Origin of the sequence: Aulosira sp. FACHB-615, from assembly GCF_014698045.1 — a bacterium.
Classification (GTDB): Bacteria; Cyanobacteriota; Cyanobacteriia; order Cyanobacteriales; family Nostocaceae; genus Nostoc_B.
Map to the genome: position 1 here is coordinate 368,553 of NZ_JACJSE010000002.1, position 16,991 is coordinate 385,543.

Annotated in this window: 17 protein-coding genes; 9 read left to right on the plus strand and 8 right to left on the minus strand. The window is 41.9% G+C overall.

Going from position 1 to position 16,991, the window contains the following annotated elements; all coding sequences use genetic code 11:
• Nucleotides 1-153: 153 nt before the first annotated feature.
• The 3 genes from H6G77_RS03890 to H6G77_RS03900 all read left to right on the plus strand — a co-directional run bounded on the left by H6G77_RS03890 (nt 154) and on the right by H6G77_RS03900 (nt 3,213).
• Entirely contained in the window at nt 154-741 is a 588-nt protein-coding gene (locus tag H6G77_RS03890) for a Uma2 family endonuclease (RefSeq protein ID WP_190870877.1), read from the plus strand.
• Between the two features lie 399 nt (nt 742-1,140).
• Nucleotides 1,141-1,908 carry a DUF1350 family protein gene (locus tag H6G77_RS03895; RefSeq protein WP_190591941.1) on the plus strand — a complete coding sequence of 256 codons (768 nt, stop codon included), beginning with the start codon at nt 1,141-1,143 and terminating at the stop codon, nt 1,906-1,908.
• Between the two features lie 168 nt (nt 1,909-2,076).
• Nucleotides 2,077-3,213, plus strand: a complete 1,137-nt coding sequence (locus H6G77_RS03900; RefSeq protein ID WP_190870878.1) for a PP2C family protein-serine/threonine phosphatase — start codon at nt 2,077-2,079, stop codon at nt 3,211-3,213.
• On the opposite strand, the gene H6G77_RS03905 is transcribed toward H6G77_RS03900, so the two are convergent.
• The 4 genes from H6G77_RS03905 to H6G77_RS03920 all read right to left on the minus strand — a co-directional run bounded on the left by H6G77_RS03905 (nt 3,214) and on the right by H6G77_RS03920 (nt 5,694).
• Nucleotides 3,214-3,540, minus strand: coding sequence for an STAS domain-containing protein (locus H6G77_RS03905; protein WP_190591943.1), 327 nt, complete (start codon nt 3,538-3,540; stop codon nt 3,214-3,216).
• Nucleotides 3,541-4,091: 551 nt separating this feature from the next.
• Complete coding sequence (gene grpE / locus H6G77_RS03910) at nt 4,092-4,754, minus strand: helix-turn-helix transcriptional regulator (RefSeq protein ID WP_190870879.1); 663 nt, start codon at nt 4,752-4,754, stop codon at nt 4,092-4,094.
• A gap of 80 nt (nt 4,755-4,834) precedes the next feature.
• Complete coding sequence (locus tag H6G77_RS03915; protein WP_190591945.1) at nt 4,835-5,326, minus strand: Dps family protein; 492 nt, start codon at nt 5,324-5,326, stop codon at nt 4,835-4,837.
• 104 nt (nt 5,327-5,430) lie between these two features.
• Nucleotides 5,431-5,694 (minus strand): ParB N-terminal domain-containing protein, encoded by a 264-nt coding sequence (locus tag H6G77_RS03920; protein WP_190591946.1) that lies wholly within the window; start codon nt 5,692-5,694, stop codon nt 5,431-5,433.
• A 115-nt stretch (nt 5,695-5,809) separates the two neighbouring features.
• On the opposite strand from H6G77_RS03920, the gene H6G77_RS03925 reads away from it, so the two are divergent.
• A complete protein-coding gene (locus H6G77_RS03925) occupies nt 5,810-7,477 on the plus strand; it encodes a SpoIID/LytB domain-containing protein (RefSeq protein WP_190591947.1) in 1,668 nt (555 codons plus the stop codon).
• A 204-nt stretch (nt 7,478-7,681) separates the two neighbouring features.
• On the opposite strand, the gene H6G77_RS03930 is transcribed toward H6G77_RS03925, so the two are convergent.
• Together H6G77_RS03930 and H6G77_RS03935 are read right to left on the minus strand one after the other, a co-directional pair.
• On the minus strand, nt 7,682-7,981 hold the full coding sequence (locus H6G77_RS03930) for a ferredoxin (protein ID WP_190591948.1): 300 nt from the start codon (nt 7,979-7,981) through the stop codon (nt 7,682-7,684).
• A 352-nt stretch (nt 7,982-8,333) separates the two neighbouring features.
• Nucleotides 8,334-8,630 (minus strand): ferredoxin, encoded by a 297-nt coding sequence (locus tag H6G77_RS03935; RefSeq protein ID WP_190591949.1) that lies wholly within the window; start codon nt 8,628-8,630, stop codon nt 8,334-8,336.
• A gap of 368 nt (nt 8,631-8,998) precedes the next feature.
• Between H6G77_RS03935 and H6G77_RS03940 the strand changes: the two genes are divergently transcribed.
• The 4 genes from H6G77_RS03940 to H6G77_RS35550 are packed head-to-tail and all read left to right on the plus strand — an operon-like array spanning nt 8,999 to nt 11,158.
• Entirely contained in the window at nt 8,999-9,973 is a 975-nt protein-coding gene (locus H6G77_RS03940) for a Gfo/Idh/MocA family oxidoreductase (protein WP_190870880.1), read from the plus strand.
• Nucleotides 9,974-9,978: 5 nt separating this feature from the next.
• A complete protein-coding gene (map, locus tag H6G77_RS03945; RefSeq protein WP_190870881.1) occupies nt 9,979-10,749 on the plus strand; it encodes a type I methionyl aminopeptidase in 771 nt (256 codons plus the stop codon).
• Nucleotides 10,750-10,806: 57 nt separating this feature from the next.
• A complete protein-coding gene (locus H6G77_RS35545; RefSeq protein WP_242049140.1) occupies nt 10,807-11,001 on the plus strand; it encodes a DUF433 domain-containing protein in 195 nt (64 codons plus the stop codon).
• Nucleotides 10,979-11,158, plus strand: coding sequence for a hypothetical protein (locus H6G77_RS35550; protein WP_242049141.1), 180 nt, complete (start codon nt 10,979-10,981; stop codon nt 11,156-11,158). Before H6G77_RS35545 ends, H6G77_RS35550 begins: the two co-directional genes overlap by 23 nt.
• Here H6G77_RS35550 and H6G77_RS03955 read toward each other — a convergent pair.
• Nucleotides 11,125-12,597 (minus strand): adenylate/guanylate cyclase domain-containing protein, encoded by a 1,473-nt coding sequence (locus H6G77_RS03955; protein ID WP_190870882.1) that lies wholly within the window; start codon nt 12,595-12,597, stop codon nt 11,125-11,127. The two genes, H6G77_RS35550 and H6G77_RS03955, sit on opposite strands and share 34 nt — an antisense overlap.
• A complete protein-coding gene (locus H6G77_RS03960) occupies nt 12,594-13,619 on the minus strand; it encodes a molybdopterin-dependent oxidoreductase (RefSeq protein ID WP_190870883.1) in 1,026 nt (341 codons plus the stop codon). Before H6G77_RS03960 ends, H6G77_RS03955 begins: the two co-directional genes overlap by 4 nt.
• Nucleotides 13,620-13,912: 293 nt before the next feature.
• Between H6G77_RS03960 and pruA the strand changes: the two genes are divergently transcribed.
• Nucleotides 13,913-16,894 carry an L-glutamate gamma-semialdehyde dehydrogenase gene (gene pruA, locus H6G77_RS03965; protein WP_190870884.1) on the plus strand — a complete coding sequence of 994 codons (2,982 nt, stop codon included), beginning with the start codon at nt 13,913-13,915 and terminating at the stop codon, nt 16,892-16,894.
• Nucleotides 16,895-16,991: the final 97 nt, after the last annotated feature.

Sequence of the window (16,991 nt, forward strand, 5' to 3'; positions counted from 1 at the left end):
CAAGGGGGACAAGGGAGACAAGGGAGACAAGGGAGACAAGGGAGACAAGGGAGACAAGGGGGACAAAGGGGACAAGGAAGATAGTCAATACTAGATTTTTGGGAACTTTTACTGTGACTGCTATAGTTGGAAGCAGGAGCTAAAAACATCGCTATGATTGCAACTACTAAGAAACTAACTTTTGCAGAGTATCTCAAGTATAGTGATGGCAAAGATACTCAATATGAATTAGTAGATGGAGAACTTATCCCCATGAGTCTTGGTACTGGCAAACATGACAGTATTTCCAAGTTTTTAGAAAGAACTTTTGATGATGAAAGTGCCAAGATGTGTAAGAATTGGACAGCACAAAAGTTCTCTGTGGGAGTGCGATCGCCACGCGGAGGACGTTGGGATACTTCACGCATTACAGATGTAGTGGTGTTATTAACTGTGCAGTGGGACGCAATGTTGAATCGAGAAGCTGTGATTGAACTTGATGAACCTCCTCCCATATTGGTTGTAGAAGTTGTCAGCGAATTGACTCAAACGACAGATTATCGCCACAAGCGTTCTGAGTATGCTGTGCGCGGAATTCCTGAATATTGGATTGTTGATCATCTTCAACAGGTAGTAACAGTATGCACGTTAGTAGAAGGTTTCTACGATGCTGTTGCATTCCGAGGAGAGGAACGGGTTATTTCTGCGACTTTCCCTGATTTGAATTTAAGTGCTGCACAAATTTTGGCAGGAAGGAACTGAGTTAAACGAGTTGAGTAAATCTGCGATCGCATCATTTTTTTGTTGCTCAGTCTGCAAAGCTCAGTATTTCTCTGATTCTGACTCCTGATACTAATACCAATTCGCAATGACGCGACGCTCGTTCCTCGCTAACGCTGCGCTAACGCAATTAAGAAATCTAGCTCCAGTAAGACTTTCCTGATTTCTATCTGTCACATTCTTTTCTTAAATTGGTATAAGTTGCGTTCAGAAATAGTATTCCTACTCCCCACTCCCTACTCCCCACTCCCTACTCCCCACTCCCTACTCCCCACTCCCCACCCAAATGACTATCTTTGATTGCAACTTGGTATGAATTCCCCAGTGTCGCGGTTCCCAGTCTAATATAAAGAAGTGTAAATTAAGCGATCGCCTACAGGCATGGACTGGAAAGAAATTAGAGGTAACTGGGTACTGGTTCCCAAAAATCCTATAGGTATTGTCCATTTTTTAGGGGGTGCTTTTGTGGCTACTGCACCCCACCTAACTTACCGTTGGTTACTGGAAGAGGTAGCCAGTAAGGGATATCTTGTGATTGCGACTCCCTTTGTGAATACTTTAGATCACATAGCGATCGCCCAATCTGTTTTGTTAAACTTTGAACGCACCCTCGAACGCTTACACGACTCTGGTTTATTGCGTAAGCTGTATCTTCCTACTTATGGTATTGGCCATAGTATGGGTTGCAAACTCCATTTACTCATCGGTAGTTTGTATTCTGTAGAAAGAGCCGGAAATATCTTAATATCCTTTAATAACTATGCGGCTAAAGATGCTATTCCTTTAGTTGAGCAACTCAACTCTAGTTTGGCAATTGAGTTTACACCTTCGCCATTAGAAACTAATAAGATTGTCCAAGAAGGTTATAAAATCCGTCGGAATTTACTCATTAAATTCAATAACGATAACCTCGACCAATCAGCAGCTTTAACCAAAATTTTACAACAACGCTTTCCAGAAATGGTTACAGCACAAACCTTACCTGGAACTCATACAACTCCTCTCGGACAAGATATTCAATGGCAAATTGGTACTTCATTCACTCCTTTTGATGCTTTGGGACAATGGTTTAAGCAAGAAGTTTACCGCGATTTACATCAACTTAAGCGTGCTATTCTTCTCTGGATGAATCCTTTATCGCCACCGTAATTGTTGATATGTTCCTGAACAGATATGGCATTCCTAAAGATACCTGATTTTTTTGATAAATTCGGGTATCTGACAGCAAATAACTTTAGGAAAGTTGAGAAATTTTAAATTTGTTAGTTTGTTGATTTTTTATGATATCAAATAATAATTAATTATATCAAAATTTTTATGTTACAAATATTAGTAATCGATGATGATCCAACAATACAAGTATTTCTCAAAAGGCTGTTAGAAAAACAAGGGTATGAGGTGATTACAGCCTGTAATGGCGAAGAAGGCATTGAGAAAGCGATCGCCTACCATCCAGCCCTAATTATTTGTGATTGGATTATGCCTGGATTAAACGGGCTGGAAGTATGTAATTATATTAAGAATGATCCGAATTTATCCACCAGTTTTTTTATTTTATTAACATCATTAGATTCGGTTGCCGATCGCGTTAAGGGTTTAGATGCTGGTGCTGATGATTTTATCACTAAACCTATCGAGCAGAACGAATTAAAAGCCAGAGTTAGGGCTGGATTAAGACTCCATCAATTAAGTCGAGATTTACAAATTCAAAAGCAGCTTTTAGAAACAGAACTAGCACAAGCGGCTGAATATGTGCGCTCACTTTTACCTTTACCAACCACAGAACCATTTAAGATTAATTCCTGCTTTATTCCTTCACGGCAACTTGGTGGTGATTGTTTTGATTATTATTGGTTGGATGATGATTATTTGGCAGTTTATTTATTAGATACAGCCGGACATGGACTTAGGGCTACTCTCCCATCTATTTCGGTGTTAAATTTACTGCGATCGCGGGCTTTAAAAAGTTTAAATTACTATCAACCGAGTGATGTTCTGCGCGGATTAAATGAAACCTTCCAGATAGATTATCAAAATGATAAATACTTTACCATTTGGTATGGAGTTTATCACAAAGTCACCCAGCAGTTAGTTTATGCTAGTGCTGGACATCCGCCAGCCGTATTAGTATCTGGCAAATCCCCAAAAAATCCCGAAGTGCAGCTATTGAGAACTCCTGGTATGCCCGTGGGGATGTTTCCTGAAGCAAAATATGTTGATGCTTGTTGTCAAATTGCTGACTTTAGCAATCTCTATATTTTTAGTGATGGGGCTTACGAAATCACCAAAACTGATGGAACTCTTTGGAGTTTAGATGGGTTAATTCAAATATTAGTCAGCATACAAAATACCTTTGATTGCCCACTAGAACAAGTGCTAAATTACCTAATTGCTTTAAACTCCAAAGAGAATTTTGATGATGACTTATCAATCTTACAAATTCAATTTCAGTAATTAATTTTTAGAAAGTACAACTTGATGAAATTCATCTTGGCTAGGAAAAATTTCAAAAACTTTATCCATACCAGTCAATTCAAATAAAATTCTCACTTGTTCATTAATAGAACAAAGCACTAATTTTGTACCTGTAGCTCTTAATGTTTTGAAAGCTAAAACTAAAGCCCCCAGGGCTGAACTATCCATAAATGTCACATCTTGGCAGTCAACTAGCACAATTTTTGCACCAGTTCCTTGAAGTTCAGTAATATTTTCTCTAAGAATTTGTGAATTGTTAGTGTTGATAATACCATTGAGCTTTACAACTTGTACTTGATTATCCATAGTATTTCCCCATTGTTGTATGAAAAGATGCTGATTTTGTTAGTATTATATACTAATAGCCATTTTGAGCAGAATAAAAGTCATTAATACTAGTATTTGCTAAATTGATGGCATTATTTTGGCGATGTAACGGTTGATAATACATCCTCAATTCTATTTAAGAAGTATCCATAATTTCATTTATCAAGGTTAATAAATACCCAAACATTGCTGTATTTAGCGTACCGTAACTTAAATTACAAAATTATATTTTTGTAGTTAAGTTTTGCAGAATTGCCATCAAAAAGAGTTAGATATATGAACATAACCGAGAAGTAAAACTAATTTTTGTATCAATCGCGCCAGAATATGTAGCAATCTTATTTGATTTCTCAACTACTCGTTTAGGTAGAGAATCAGGAAGGGTATAGTAAATAAGATGGAGAGTCCCTGAATAAATTTACGGAGATTTGCAGCAGTGATCGCCTCGACTTTCTTAGTATTCCCAATATTTGTAATTTTTTTCACAAAATTCCGTTCAGTAATCAATTAAAAATTTAAATATCATTGCCTCAACCTGAATCAAGGGGACTTACGGTGACTCGATAAAGTAATTTATCGCCTTGCAAGTAGCCACTGTAGCGGACTTTGACTAATTCACCAGGCTGTGCATTTCCTTTGCTTAATTGATGTTTTTGGGGATCATAGGGGATTTCTGCGCCGATTGGTGCGATCGCTTCTATCTCCCAGGCTTGTAACAGTTTTTTGAGTGAGTTTTCGATTAATGGTAGTATCTTCACCGCTTCCAACTGGGGATTTTCCCGTGCTTTTTGAGCCGCAGCCGGAAACTGCAATAATAAAGATTCCAGCAGTTGCAAACTCGACTGCTGGAATTCTTGGAGTAATAACTCTCGTTGTTGTTTAATTTGTAATTGCGATCGCTGGTATTCGGTTTTTAAATCAGCAATCTCTTGCAACATCTGTTGAGTAGCAACTTGATCAGCTTGATTCAACTCCAGAGATGAAAAAGCTGTAACCAGTTCATTTAACGACACCTGGAGAACAGAAGCCAACTTGAGTAACACATCGACTCTGATTTGTTCTACCTCTCCCCGTCGTAACCGCAATATTTGCCGTTCGGAGACACCGGTCGCTTTACTCAAAGCTTTAAAACTTGTAATCCCGACTTTTTGGGATAAATCTTGCAGTTTTTGCGTGAAATCAAGATTTGCCATCGCTCAGGAAAGAATAAAGGCTTAAGGATGAAGTATGAAACTCATACTTAAAATACTTCACGCTTCATCCTTCACATTCCTTATTCTTCCAGCAAACTTCTCAACATCCAAGCAGTTTTTTCATGGACTTGCATACGCTGAGTTAACAAATCGGCTGTGGGTTCGTCGTTGACTTCATCTACTATAGGAAAAATCGATCGCGCAGTTCGCACTACCGCTTCTTGTCCTTCCACTAGCAACTGAATCATCTCCTTAGCCTTTGGTACTCCTGGGGTTTCGGGAATGGAACTGAGTTTGGCATATTCGCTATAAGTTCCAGGTGCGGGATAACCCAAAGCCCGGATGCGTTCAGCAATTAAATCCACGGCTAAAGCTAGTTCTGTATACTGAGTCTCAAACATCAGGTGTAATGTTTGAAACATTGGCCCAGTAACATTCCAGTGGAAGTTATGAGTTTTAAGATACAGTGTATAAGTGTCTGCCAATAGACGGGACAATCCTTCGGCAATTTTGGTTCTATTTTCTTCGTCGATGCCAATATTTACATTTTTTACTGTTGCTTGAGATGACATAATTTTCTCCTAAACTTATTATTTGAGGATGAGGGGCTAAAAATGATGAAGTTCAAAGGCTGAATTATGAAATTCCATACTTCACCTTCATACTTTATACTTCTTTACGCTAAGTGCATCTTGAGAACGCTGCGAGGAGCTTTACGGACTCTGGCTAATATGGTTTCTTGTCCTAAACGCTGACAAGCTTCATAACGATGGCAGCCAGAAAAGCCATAATATTGGCCGTCTACTTCTAAAACATCGATGGGTTCTTGCTGTCCAATCTCCGCAATGGATTCCATTAAGGCTTTGACCTTGTTGGGATCGTTAACACGGGGTAGGGGACGTTTAATTTGATTTAAGGGAATTTCTTGGACTTTAGCCATCAGGAGTTAATCCAACTAATTCTGTTCTGTGCCTATAGATAAATCATAGTCGTTATGACTTTGGTTTGCAAGTAATTTAGGTAGCTAAATTGGCAATGGTACTATTGGAGCGTTCATGCGACAAAACCACTACGCTACAAAGCAAATGGTAACTCTGCCCCAGCGCAATACGAAAAGGCAGAATCAAGTCACAGTCGAATTTTCGTTTTGGCGTTTGTCTTACACAGTAGTAACGACATTTTGCCTATTGGGGCTGACAGCCGCATCCGGGCCGGGAAGTAACAGCCAAGATGTAGAATTAAGAGTCGGAATTATTCAGAGATTTGGCGAAAAATCCACAGCCAAGCTGCAACTAGAACCGACAAAAGGCGATCGCTTGCGGTTAAGCTTTCCTCTAGGTAACAAGCAACAGACCATAGTCACTGACAAACCTGTAAAACTAGAAACAGTGATGCAAGCTGTGGCTAAACCTGTAGTTCAGGAAGTAGTGGTTTTAGGGACATACCGTACCTTTGAAACAGCAGAAGATAGCGCCAAAAAATGGCGATCGCAAGGGGTAGAAGTAGAAATTGCCCAGCCAGAACGTTGGCAAGTTTGGGCCAAGCGGGATGTTTACAGCACAGCTTTATTGCGTCGCTTGTTATTTGAGAACTTGCAAAAGTCTGGCGCAAAAATGGCATATATCGATACGAAAGTGCAGAAAGAAGTACCGCAAATCAGTTGGGTAGTAAATGGTAAACGTTACAACCCGATGAACTTAGCCATCAGCGCCGATAAAAACTTAATTCGCATCAACAAAGGTGAAAAATCGGGAACTGGGCGGGTGTATGCGGGGCGAATGGCGTTGCAGCCCAACGCTTACGGTACATATACATTAGTCAATGAAGTCTCCTTAGAAACGTATTTACGTGGTGTTGTTCCCAACGAAATTGGGTCAGATGCGCCCAAAGCCGCCTTAGAAGCCCAAGCAATTTTAGCCCGTACCTACGCTTTAAGAAATTTGCGGAGATTTGCTGTTGATAACTACCAATTGTGTGCTGATACCCACTGTCAAGTTTATTATGGGCTGAGTGGGGCAACTAGCAAAACCGATCAAGCGATCGCGGCGACTAGAGGCATGGTAGTAACTTATAACAACCAATTAATTGATGCCTTGTATTCTTCTACAACCGGGGGTGTCACAGCCTTTTTTAGTGATGTCTGGAATGGGGAAGATCGTCCTTATTTAAAACCAGTAGTTGATACGCCGATTAATTTTTGGGACTTATCACAACAGAGTTTGGCTGATGAAGAGAACTTCCGCAAATTTATTAACATGAAGCAAGGCTTCAATGAAAGCAACTGGGATGTATTTCGCTGGAATAAAGAAACTTCCATCGAAGATATAGCCAAAGATTTACAAAAATTCTTGCGCGTCAAAAACAGCCCCTACGCTAAATTTAAAACCATTGAAGCGATCGCAGTCACCAAGCGTAGTCACAGTGGGCGTATCCTCGATTTAGCAGTCAAAACCGATATCGGCGTATTTACCTTACACAAAGATGAAGTACGCAGCGCCTTTGCTGCACCTGTGAGTACATTGTTTTACCTACAACCCTTAAATAAAGGCCAAGCCGAACTATGGGGTTACGCCTTTATTGGTGGAGGACTAGGACATGGTGTTGGCTTGAGTCAAACTGGCGCACAAAACTTAGCCAAACTGGGCTGGGAAACCTCAAAAATTCTCCAGTTTTACTATCCAGGGACGAAAATTCAAATCTTCAACGACAAGATTAAGTTGTAAATCGGGCTGATTGACATCAACTTATACTCTAATGACTTACGCCTGACTTACGCCAGCAAACAAAAAATGTAAGAAGTTAGAAGGGTGTAGGGGTGTATGTATCCAAAGGCCTTACACCGTTCGGCTGACGCTCACGGCGAAGCCCCATACCCTTATACCCCTATACCTAATCTCCACAGACAAACTTTGTACGTAAATCCTCTATTAGTAGAGTTCTTCTTCTTTGTGAGTTTGGATTGTAACATCAGAGGTAGGATAAGCTACACAAGTTAGTACATATCCAGCTTCGATTTGATCATCATCTAAGAAAGACTGATCGGACTGGTCAACAGTACCACTTACCAACTTACCTGCACAGGTGGAGCAAGCACCAGCACGGCAAGAGTAAGGTAAATCTAAACCTTGGTCTTCAGCCACATCTAAAATATATTCATCATCTTTAACATCAATTGTCTTTTCATTGCCTTCTTGATCTATCAGAGTAACTTTGTAAGTAGTTGCCATTTCAGTTTCCTCTCTTTTTTAAACGGCGGTATAAGTTATGCTAAAGCAGCACTCACGGCTGAACTGATCAAATTAGCCGTCTATGCAAATTTCCTTCAACTTTGATACTAAGGGAAAATTTAAACCTTGTAACCGGAAATTGAATGCGATTAGGAATGAAATTTACTTATATAGAAGTAATAAGTTTAATTTATGACTACCAACTTGTAGGTGAGCAGAAAAAACAGGAACGCACCTTTTAATCAGGGTACATTCCTGCTAATTTTTATTTGCTCTAATACTCAAGTCCTTACGTTGCAGTTACACATCTCACTTAAATCAATAACCTGTAAGAACTGATAGAACTTAACTTTTAGTAGAGGTCTTCTTCTTTGTGGGTTTCGATTACAACATCAGAGGTAGGATAAGCTACACAAGTCAGGACATAGCCCTTTTCGATTTGATCGTCATCTAAGAAAGACTGATCAGACTGGTCAACAGTACCAGAAACAAGTTTACCTGCACAGGTAGAGCAAGCACCAGCACGGCAAGAATAAGGTAAATCCAACCCTTTGTCTTCAGCAATATCTAAAATATATTCATCATCAGGAACTTCAATTGTGGTTTTATTACCTTCTTGGTCTATCAGTGTAACATTGTAAGTTGCCATTTCAGGATTCCTCTCTTTTGTAAACGGCAGTATAAGTTATGCTAAAGCAATACTTACGGCTTAACTTATAGGATTAGCCGGTCATGAAAATTTACTTCAATTCTGATACTACGGGAAAAACTAAACCTTGTAACTGGAAATTCAACGCGATTAGTAATGAAATTTAGTTACATCAAAATAATAAGTTTCATTTATACTTGGCAGTCAAAAGAGGAGCGTGGAGAGTACGGATATTCAGGATGCAAGGGGCTTAGGGGTAAAAGGGTACAGGGGTGTAAGGGTTTGTGGCGGAAGGGTTTTAGATACATACACCCCTGTTTCCTGTGAAAATCATGTATAATTCAGAGGCAGTTTTGGGACAAGCATAAGTGCGCGTCGGCTTGGTAGGTACTGGGTATGCAGCAAAACTCAGGGCAGAAGCACTGCTGCAAGATGAGAGAACCCATCTCGTTGCAGTGGTTGGTCATACCCCAGAAACAACAGAAATTTTCGCAAAAGAATATCAAACCTCAGCTTTAAATTCTTGGCAAGAGTTAGTAGCGCGGGAAGATGTGGATATGGTGGTGATCTCCACAGTGAATCGAGATCATGGAGCGATCGCCCGTGCTGCCCTGACCCACGGCAAGCATGTAATTGTAGAATATCCTCTAGCAGTGGATTTCACAGAAGCCGAGGAAATTATCGCCTTAGCCAAAGCCCAAAAGAAATTACTGCATGTGGAACATATAGAACTTTTGGGTGGCTTACACCAAGCTTTAAAACACAACTTAGAGCAAGTGGGGGATGTGTTTTATGTCCGCTACAGCACGATCAATCCCCAAAATCCGGCTCCGCGCAAATGGACTTATAATCATGAATTATTTGGCTTTCCGTTGATTGGGGCAATTTCTCGGTTACATCGCCTGATTGATTTGTTCGGAAAAGTCTTTACAGTTAACTGTCATCAGCGATATTGGGCAGTAGAATCAGAGTACTATCAAACTTGTATGTGTGTGAGTCAACTGTGCTTTCACAGTGGACTGTTAGCCCAAGTAATTTACGGCAAAGGTGAAACAATTTGGCAGCCAGAGCGAAAATTTGAGGTTCACGGCGAAAAAGGCGGTTTAATTTTTGACGGTAATACTGGCTACTTAATTAAACCTGGAGAAACCACAGCCATAGATGTGGGAACACGCCGGGGTTTGTTTGCCAAAGATACAACTATGGTCTTAGACCATTTGTTTGATGATACTCCTTTGTATGTCACTCCCGAAGCAAGTTTATACACGCTCAAGGTGGCTGATGCTGTCCAAAGAGCAGCAAACTCAGGTTTAACTATATTTTTGAATGATGCTTTAGATTAATGCCCATGAAAACCGAAACAATTGTTATTTTATCCTCAAGAGAAATTGAAAAAATGCGTCGGGCAGGACGCTTGGCGGCTAAACTTCTAGAGCATCTGGAACCACTAGTGAAACCTGGGGTAAGTACACTGGAACTCAATGATGAAGCGGAACGTTGGACACAAGCGCACAATGCTAAAAGCGCACCCTTGGGTTACAAGGGTTTCCCAAAATCAATCTGCACCAGTGTGAATGAGGTCATCTGTCATGGCATTCCCAATGCTAAACAAATCCTCAAAGAGGGTGACATTATTAATATCGATGTTACGCCGATTGTAGATGGATATCACGGTGATACATCAAAAACATTTATTGTTGGTAATGCTGCTGCTAAAACGCAACAATTGGTAGAAGTAACTCAAGAGTGCCTATATCGTGGAATCGCGGAAGTCAAACCAGGCGCAAAGGTTGGTGATATTGGCGCAGCGATTCAAGAATATGCAGAGTCTCAGGGTTTTTCTGTGGTGCGGGATTTTGTCGGACATGGCATTAGTAATATTTTCCATACAGCCCCTGACATACCCCATTATGGGACTCGCGGTAAAGGTAAGCGTCTCAGACCTGGAATGGTATTTACCATTGAGCCGATGATTAATGAAGGCACTTGGGAAGTAGAAATGTTGAGTGATGGTTGGACGGCTGTAACACGCGATCGCAAATTGTCAGCCCAATTTGAACATACAATTGTGGTGACAGAAGATGGGGTCGAAATTCTGACTCTGCCTGAAGCTGAGTAAAGGCTCTAGACCGCTTGGGCGTTTGCTAGTATATGAAGTAAAAAGCTGATGAGGTCTATGACTCTAGCAATTGCCCTTGAACCTACGCCTATAGAGACTGATTCTGATGGGGTTGTCAGAGTTGCAAAGACTCGTGTCACCCTAGACACTGTTGTGACAGCTTTTTTAGAGGGATGTACGCCAGAGGAAATAGCAGAACAGTATCCATCGCTGCAATTACCGGATATATATGGTCATTGGTTACTATCTTAGACATCGAGATGAGGTTCATACCTATCTTGCAGAACGCCAGTATCAGGCAAACATGATTCAGCAGGAGGTTGAACAGCGTTTTAGTCCCATTGGGATATGCGATCGCCTATTGGCTAGGCGAAATCAATCCATCGGTGCCAGCAAAAGAAGTTCGTAAACAGCGATCGCTTCATCCTTACCTTTTAACTTTACTGCTTGCTCCACCAATTTTAATGAGAATAAATCTGGTTGAGATAAACTCTCAATCACTGCTTCTGTTACCAAAATTTTGCAGCCATATTGTTTAGTTAAGCCTTCAATGCGTGAGGCAATGTTCACAGCGTCACCGATGACTGTAGAATCAATGCGGCCAGTAAATCCGACTGTTCCCATGACTACTTCACCGCGATGCAAGCCAATGCCAATGTTAATTTTGGGGAGGTTTTTTTGCATACGTTCTTGATTAAACTGATCTAGGGCTTGGTGCATTAAAATTGCTGCTTTGAGTGCGCCATCGGTGTTGTCATCATCAAATAATGCCATGACAGCATCGCCAATATATTTATCAATAAATCCACCTGAACGATCAATTACTTGCCCAATACAAGCTAGGTAGTCATTCAAAAATGTAAATATCTCTATTGGTGTCATCATTTCTGAGATGGAAGTGTAACCGCGAATGTCACAAAATAAAATTGTGATGTGGCGTGTGACTGCGATACCTACCTCAATATTTTCGATGCCTTGGGGTGCGATCGCTAAAATAAATTTATTCGGCACAAATAATTCAAACGATACTAAAGTCTTCTGTAATTTATGAAATGAACTTTGCAATGCAGCAGACATCTCATTAAAAGAATTTGCTAATGCACCAATTTCATCGGCGTTGGTAATTTCGGCGCGGTGTTGCAAATCCCCAGATGCAATTTGAGCCGCACTGGTTTGCAAGCGGCGGATAGGGTTACTCAAGCGTCGCGCCAGAATATATGCACAAACCAAACTCACCAGCAGGCTAATAAAACCAACTATTAAGGCTTTATTCACCGCATTAGCGACAGCCAAGTTAACCTGACGTAGAGAAACACCGATGCGTAAAGTGCCGATTTTGTCCCCTGATAATCTGTAAATTGTCGAAGCAACTTCAATAATGCGATCGCCACGTTTAGCCCTGATATGATTGCCAAAGTTGATATCTGTTAATGCAAATGTTTCAATTGAGTTCGACTTTGGCGACGCTTTCCAGGCGGCATCACTGACTTTGACTGGCACAATATCGGGAATGTATTGTCCTTGTAAATATTCTGGATAGGCAGCAATAATTTGATTTTCTAGCCGCGCATCCGACACTAAAATATACACAAAATCTGCATTTTCTCGCAGCATCACATTTAAGTTGAGGCGCATTTGACTCCAGTTGCGCTCTTCCAGGTGATTCGCAAAGGTAGATATTCCTAACACCCTAGATACAAATCTCGCTTCATTTAATTTCTGCTCTCGGTAAAGGGTATTTTCAGTTTTCGCCCATACCAAAACAATTGCACCTACTAACGCCACATTTAATAATGTCGTTGCAGTGATGATTCGCGTCCGAATCGAGCGGAAACTAAATAATTTCATGGTGTAGTAGTTAATTCTTCTACAAATGTTACCCAGCGCGACTGGCTAAGTTTAGCAGGACATTGAGAACTGAAAGCCAAAGTTAGAGGGCCTCCCATTTTGGCGGGAATCAATTCGCGGCTTTCTCCCCAACGGGTAACGAGTAAAATATCGCACTCAGATAAATCTTGAGTCGCCAACCGCACCGGAGCATCTTCATAAAAGGGTGCTTTACCCCGAATTATGACTCCTCCCTGGGCGGGTAATGGTTCTGGAAAACTAGAGAAAATATCCCGCAGTCTCACTCCAGAAAGCTTGACTTTACCACTAGGCCAAGAAATGCGATAACCAACAGTTTGTTCTAAAGTGACTTGCGGTAATTTATCTAAGGTAGCTAAGTTGACTTGATGTTGATTAACTCGTAATTTAACTGGTTCTGTTCCCACTATGATATTGCTTACGTAAAACGCCCAATTGGTAGAATCATACTTTTGTTTTAGCTGGGGATACTGAGTATAGGGAAAAACTAAATAAAGTGGCCCACCTTGAGCGCGAGCAATTGGTTTGTTATTTTTAGCGATCGCTAGTGTAATTGGATATTGCCATAAATCTTTCAGGCTGAGGGTAGTGTAGTAAGAATCAAAGGAAACAAAAGTTACATCGGTGACATGACTGGCAACAGCAAACTGTTGTAAAAGTACCGCCACAGGCACACCCCGAAAATCAAAAATCTCGTTAGAATGCAGGATGTCTAGAGGATCGGTTGTTTTGAGATGATTGGTTGCTAAAGTTTGTAACTGCTGCCAATTGAAATTTAAAGATTTGCCAGTAGTCGTTTCACCTTGAATAACCAAATTCCACTGACTTTGCTGTGCTTTTTTAGTGTTATTTGCAACAATTTCCGCATTGCGGGCGATCGCTTCTTTGCGCCATACTTCCAGTTGTTTATCTGTTGGTTGGTTTGTGCAACCACCCACATAGACAATTGCGATGGTTAAAGGTGTTAAGGCTAAGTTTTTCCACAAATTGAGATGCAACCACATTGTTAAGTTGATGAGTGCGGAGTTAATAGATGATCCCCCCGCCTGCGGCGACCCCCTTTTTAAGGGGGTTATAGAAGCTTGTTAGCCACCCTTAAAAAGGGGGGTTGGGGGGGATCTTAGTTGAGTGCTGAGAAAGATCCAAGCACCGTAATACTGTTTTACTCTGCGTGCCAGAATGTCCCAGAAAAACTTAACTATCCTAAGAATCTGGTAGCAGCAAAATTCAAGAGTCACAATAGAAGACGCGGACTGTTCACAAACAGTTATGCACTAAATTAAGGAGATTATTATCTGTGGTGTTACAAATACAAACCAGCATCTACGAACCTAAAACCCAAGAAATTGCTAAACAACTGTTAACAGCTACCCAAGAAAATCGCTCGTTTTTAGCTTCCTTGCGTGACCAGATGCGCTGGGATGATAAACTACTCGCTTGGGCAATGAGTAATCCGGGTTTAAGGGTGCAACTTTTCCGCTTTATTGATACTCTGCCAGCGTTACGCAGTAAACCAGAAATTGCCGCCCATTTACAAGAATATTTAGGCGATGAAACGGTAGAATTACCAGCCGCCCTCAAGGGGATGCTCAATTTTGCTAACCCTGATTCTATGCCGGGACAAGTGGCAGCAACAACTGTTTCGACGGCGGTGGAAACATTAGCGCACAAATATATTTCTGGCGAAAATATTAAACAAGTCATCAAAACAGTTGAACGCCTGCGGAAAGAAAAAATGGCGTTCACCATTGATTTACTTGGTGAAGCTGTAATTACAGAAGCAGAAGCGCAGTCTTATTTAGAACGCTATCAAGAACTAATTGCCCAGTTGGTAGAAGCATCAAAGAATTGGACGCATATTCCGGCGATTGATGAAGCTGATGGTGAAAAGCTACCAAAAGTCCAAGTTTCTGTGAAATTAACCGCTTTTTATTCGCAATTTGACCCTTTAGATGCTAAAGGTAGCGAGGAAAGAGTTAGCGATCGCATTCGTAATTTATTACGTTATGCCAAAGAGTTAGGCGCAGCTATTCATTTTGATATGGAACAGTATGCGTATAAGGACTTGACTCTGAATATTTTGCAAAAGTTATTGTTAGAGGATGAGTTTCGCCAACGCACAGATATCGGCGTGACTATCCAAGCATACTTGCGTGACAGTGAGCAAGATGCCAGAAATGTGATTGCATGGTTAAAACAGCGCGGATATCCGTTAACAGTTCGCTTGGTGAAGGGTGCGTATTGGGATCAGGAAACGATCAAAGCAGCGCAAAAGCATTGGCCGCAACCTGTTTACAATGACAAGGTGGCGACAGATGCGAATTTTGAAACGATAACTCAGTTGTTGTTAGAAAATCATCAATATGTCTATGCTGCCATAGGTAGTCATAATGTGCGATCGCAAGCACGGGCAATTGCCATAGCGGAAAGTTTAAAGGTTCCCCGCCGTTGTTTTGAAATGCAAGTTTTGTATGGGATGGGGGATAAACTTGCTAAGGCTTTGGTGGATAAGGGTTATCGGGTAAGGGTTTATTGTCCTTACGGGGAGTTGTTACCGGGGATGGCGTATTTAATTCGGCGGTTGTTGGAGAATACGGCTAATAGTTCGTTCTTGCGGCAGAATTTGGAGAATCGGCCTGTGGAGGAACTACTAGCGCCGCCAGTTTTGAATTCTCACGCAGAGGCGCGGAGGCGCGGAGAGGAAGAGGGGAGATTTGAGGGGGCTGCGGATACGGATTTTGCGGAGGAGGAAAGGAGGAGGAGGGCGGCGCAGGCTTTTGAGGGTGTGCGTCGGGAGTTTGGGAAGACGTATTTACCTTTGATTAATGGGGAGTATGTGAATACTCTTGAGGTGATTGATTCTGTTAATCCTTCTAATTATAGTGAGGTGATTGGTAAGGTTGGGTTGATTAGTGTGGAACAGGCTGAACAGGCGATGCAGGCGGCGAAGGCGGCGTTTCCTGGGTGGAAGAAAACGCCTGTGAAGCAACGGGCGGATATTTTACGCAAGGCGGGGGATTTGCTGGAAGAACGTCGGGCGGAGTTGTCCGCTTTGATAGTTTTGGAGGTGGGTAAGCCTGTTAAGGAAGCTGACGCAGAGGTTTCGGAGGCGATAGATTTTTGTCGCTACTATGCTGATGAGATGGAACGGTTATATCAAGGTATTAATTATGATGTACCTGGAGAAACTAATCGTTATATCTACCAGCCACGGGGAATTGCGGTGGTAATTTCGCCGTGGAATTTCCCGTTAGCGATCGCCTGTGGAATGACTGTGGCTGCGTTGGTTACGGGTAACTGTACACTGCTCAAACCTGCGGAAACATCGTCAATTATTACTGCCAAACTCACAGAAATATTAATTGAGGCGGGGATTCCCCAGGGTGTTTTTCAATACGTCCCCGGTAAGGGTTCCCAAGTCGGGGCGTATTTGGTAAGTCACCCTGATACTCATGTAATTGCTTTTACTGGTTCTCAAGAAGTGGGCTGTCGGATTTACGCAGAGGCGGCAACTTTGAAGCCGTTGCAAAAGCACATGAAACGAGTAATTGCCGAGATGGGCGGGAAGAATGCCATCATCGTTGATGAAAGTGCTGATTTAGACCAAGCTGTTGTCGGGGTTGTACAGTCAGCCTTTGGTTACAGTGGGCAGAAATGCTCGGCTTGTTCGCGGGTGATAGTTGTGGAATCAATCTACGATACTTTTGTGGCGAGGTTGGTTGAGGCGACAAAATCCTTGAATATTGGCGAAGCTGAGTTACCCAGTACCCAAGTAGGGCCAGTGATTGATGCTAACGCCCGCGATCGCATCCGCGAGTATATTGAAAAAGGTAAGGCAGAAGCAAAACTAGCCTTAGAGTTACCATCGCCAGCCCAAGGTTATTTTATCGGCCCGGTGATTTTTAGTGAAGTCCCACCCGATGGCATCATTGCCCAACAAGAAATCTTCGGCCCTGTGTTAGCTGTAATTAAGGTGAAGGATTTTGCCGCAGCATTGAAGGTTGCAAATGACACAAATTACGCCTTAACTGGTGGTTTGTATTCGCGCACACCTTTCCACATCCAGCAAGCACAGGAAGAATTTGAAGTCGGCAACTTGTACATTAATCGGAATATTACAGGAGCGATCGTCGCTCGGCAACCCTTCGGCGGCTTCAAACTTTCTGGCGTAGGTTCCAAAGCAGGCGGCCCTGATTACTTGCTACAGTTCTTAGAACCACGGACAATTACAGAAAATATTCAGCGCCAAGGTTTTGCACCCATCGAAGGCGCAGACTAATCTCGTCAAAACTCTCCGAGCCTCCGCTTACTGAGTTTCGACTACGCTCAACTACCGCGACTTGTCCTGAGCGCAGTCGTTCGCGTTAGCGTCTCCG

Excerpts from the sequence above, each read along its gene's own strand:
- H6G77_RS03905 (WP_190591943.1), bottom strand. The coding sequence starts at position 3,540 with ATGGATAATCAAGTACAAGTTGTAAAGCTCAATGGTATTATCAACACT.
- H6G77_RS03900 (WP_190870878.1), top strand. The coding sequence starts at position 2,077 with ATGTTACAAATATTAGTAATCGATGATGATCCAACAATACAAGTATTT.
- H6G77_RS03935 (WP_190591949.1), bottom strand. The coding sequence starts at position 8,630 with ATGGCAACTTACAATGTTACACTGATAGACCAAGAAGGTAATAAAACC.
- H6G77_RS03895 (WP_190591941.1), top strand. The coding sequence starts at position 1,141 with ATGGACTGGAAAGAAATTAGAGGTAACTGGGTACTGGTTCCCAAAAAT.
- grpE (WP_190870879.1), bottom strand. The coding sequence starts at position 4,754 with ATGGCAAATCTTGATTTCACGCAAAAACTGCAAGATTTATCCCAAAAA.
- H6G77_RS03930 (WP_190591948.1), bottom strand. The coding sequence starts at position 7,981 with ATGGCAACTACTTACAAAGTTACTCTGATAGATCAAGAAGGCAATGAA.
- H6G77_RS03920 (WP_190591946.1), bottom strand. The coding sequence starts at position 5,694 with ATGGCTAAAGTCCAAGAAATTCCCTTAAATCAAATTAAACGTCCCCTA.
- H6G77_RS03890 (WP_190870877.1), top strand. The coding sequence starts at position 154 with ATGATTGCAACTACTAAGAAACTAACTTTTGCAGAGTATCTCAAGTAT.
- H6G77_RS03955 (WP_190870882.1), bottom strand. The coding sequence starts at position 12,597 with ATGAAATTATTTAGTTTCCGCTCGATTCGGACGCGAATCATCACTGCA.
- H6G77_RS03915 (WP_190591945.1), bottom strand. The coding sequence starts at position 5,326 with ATGTCATCTCAAGCAACAGTAAAAAATGTAAATATTGGCATCGACGAA.
- H6G77_RS03960 (WP_190870883.1), bottom strand. The coding sequence starts at position 13,619 with ATGTGGTTGCATCTCAATTTGTGGAAAAACTTAGCCTTAACACCTTTA.
- H6G77_RS03925 (WP_190591947.1), top strand. The coding sequence starts at position 5,810 with ATGCGACAAAACCACTACGCTACAAAGCAAATGGTAACTCTGCCCCAG.
- map (WP_190870881.1), top strand. The coding sequence starts at position 9,979 with ATGAAAACCGAAACAATTGTTATTTTATCCTCAAGAGAAATTGAAAAA.
- H6G77_RS35545 (WP_242049140.1), top strand. The coding sequence starts at position 10,807 with ATGACTCTAGCAATTGCCCTTGAACCTACGCCTATAGAGACTGATTCT.
- H6G77_RS35550 (WP_242049141.1), top strand. The coding sequence starts at position 10,979 with ATGGTCATTGGTTACTATCTTAGACATCGAGATGAGGTTCATACCTAT.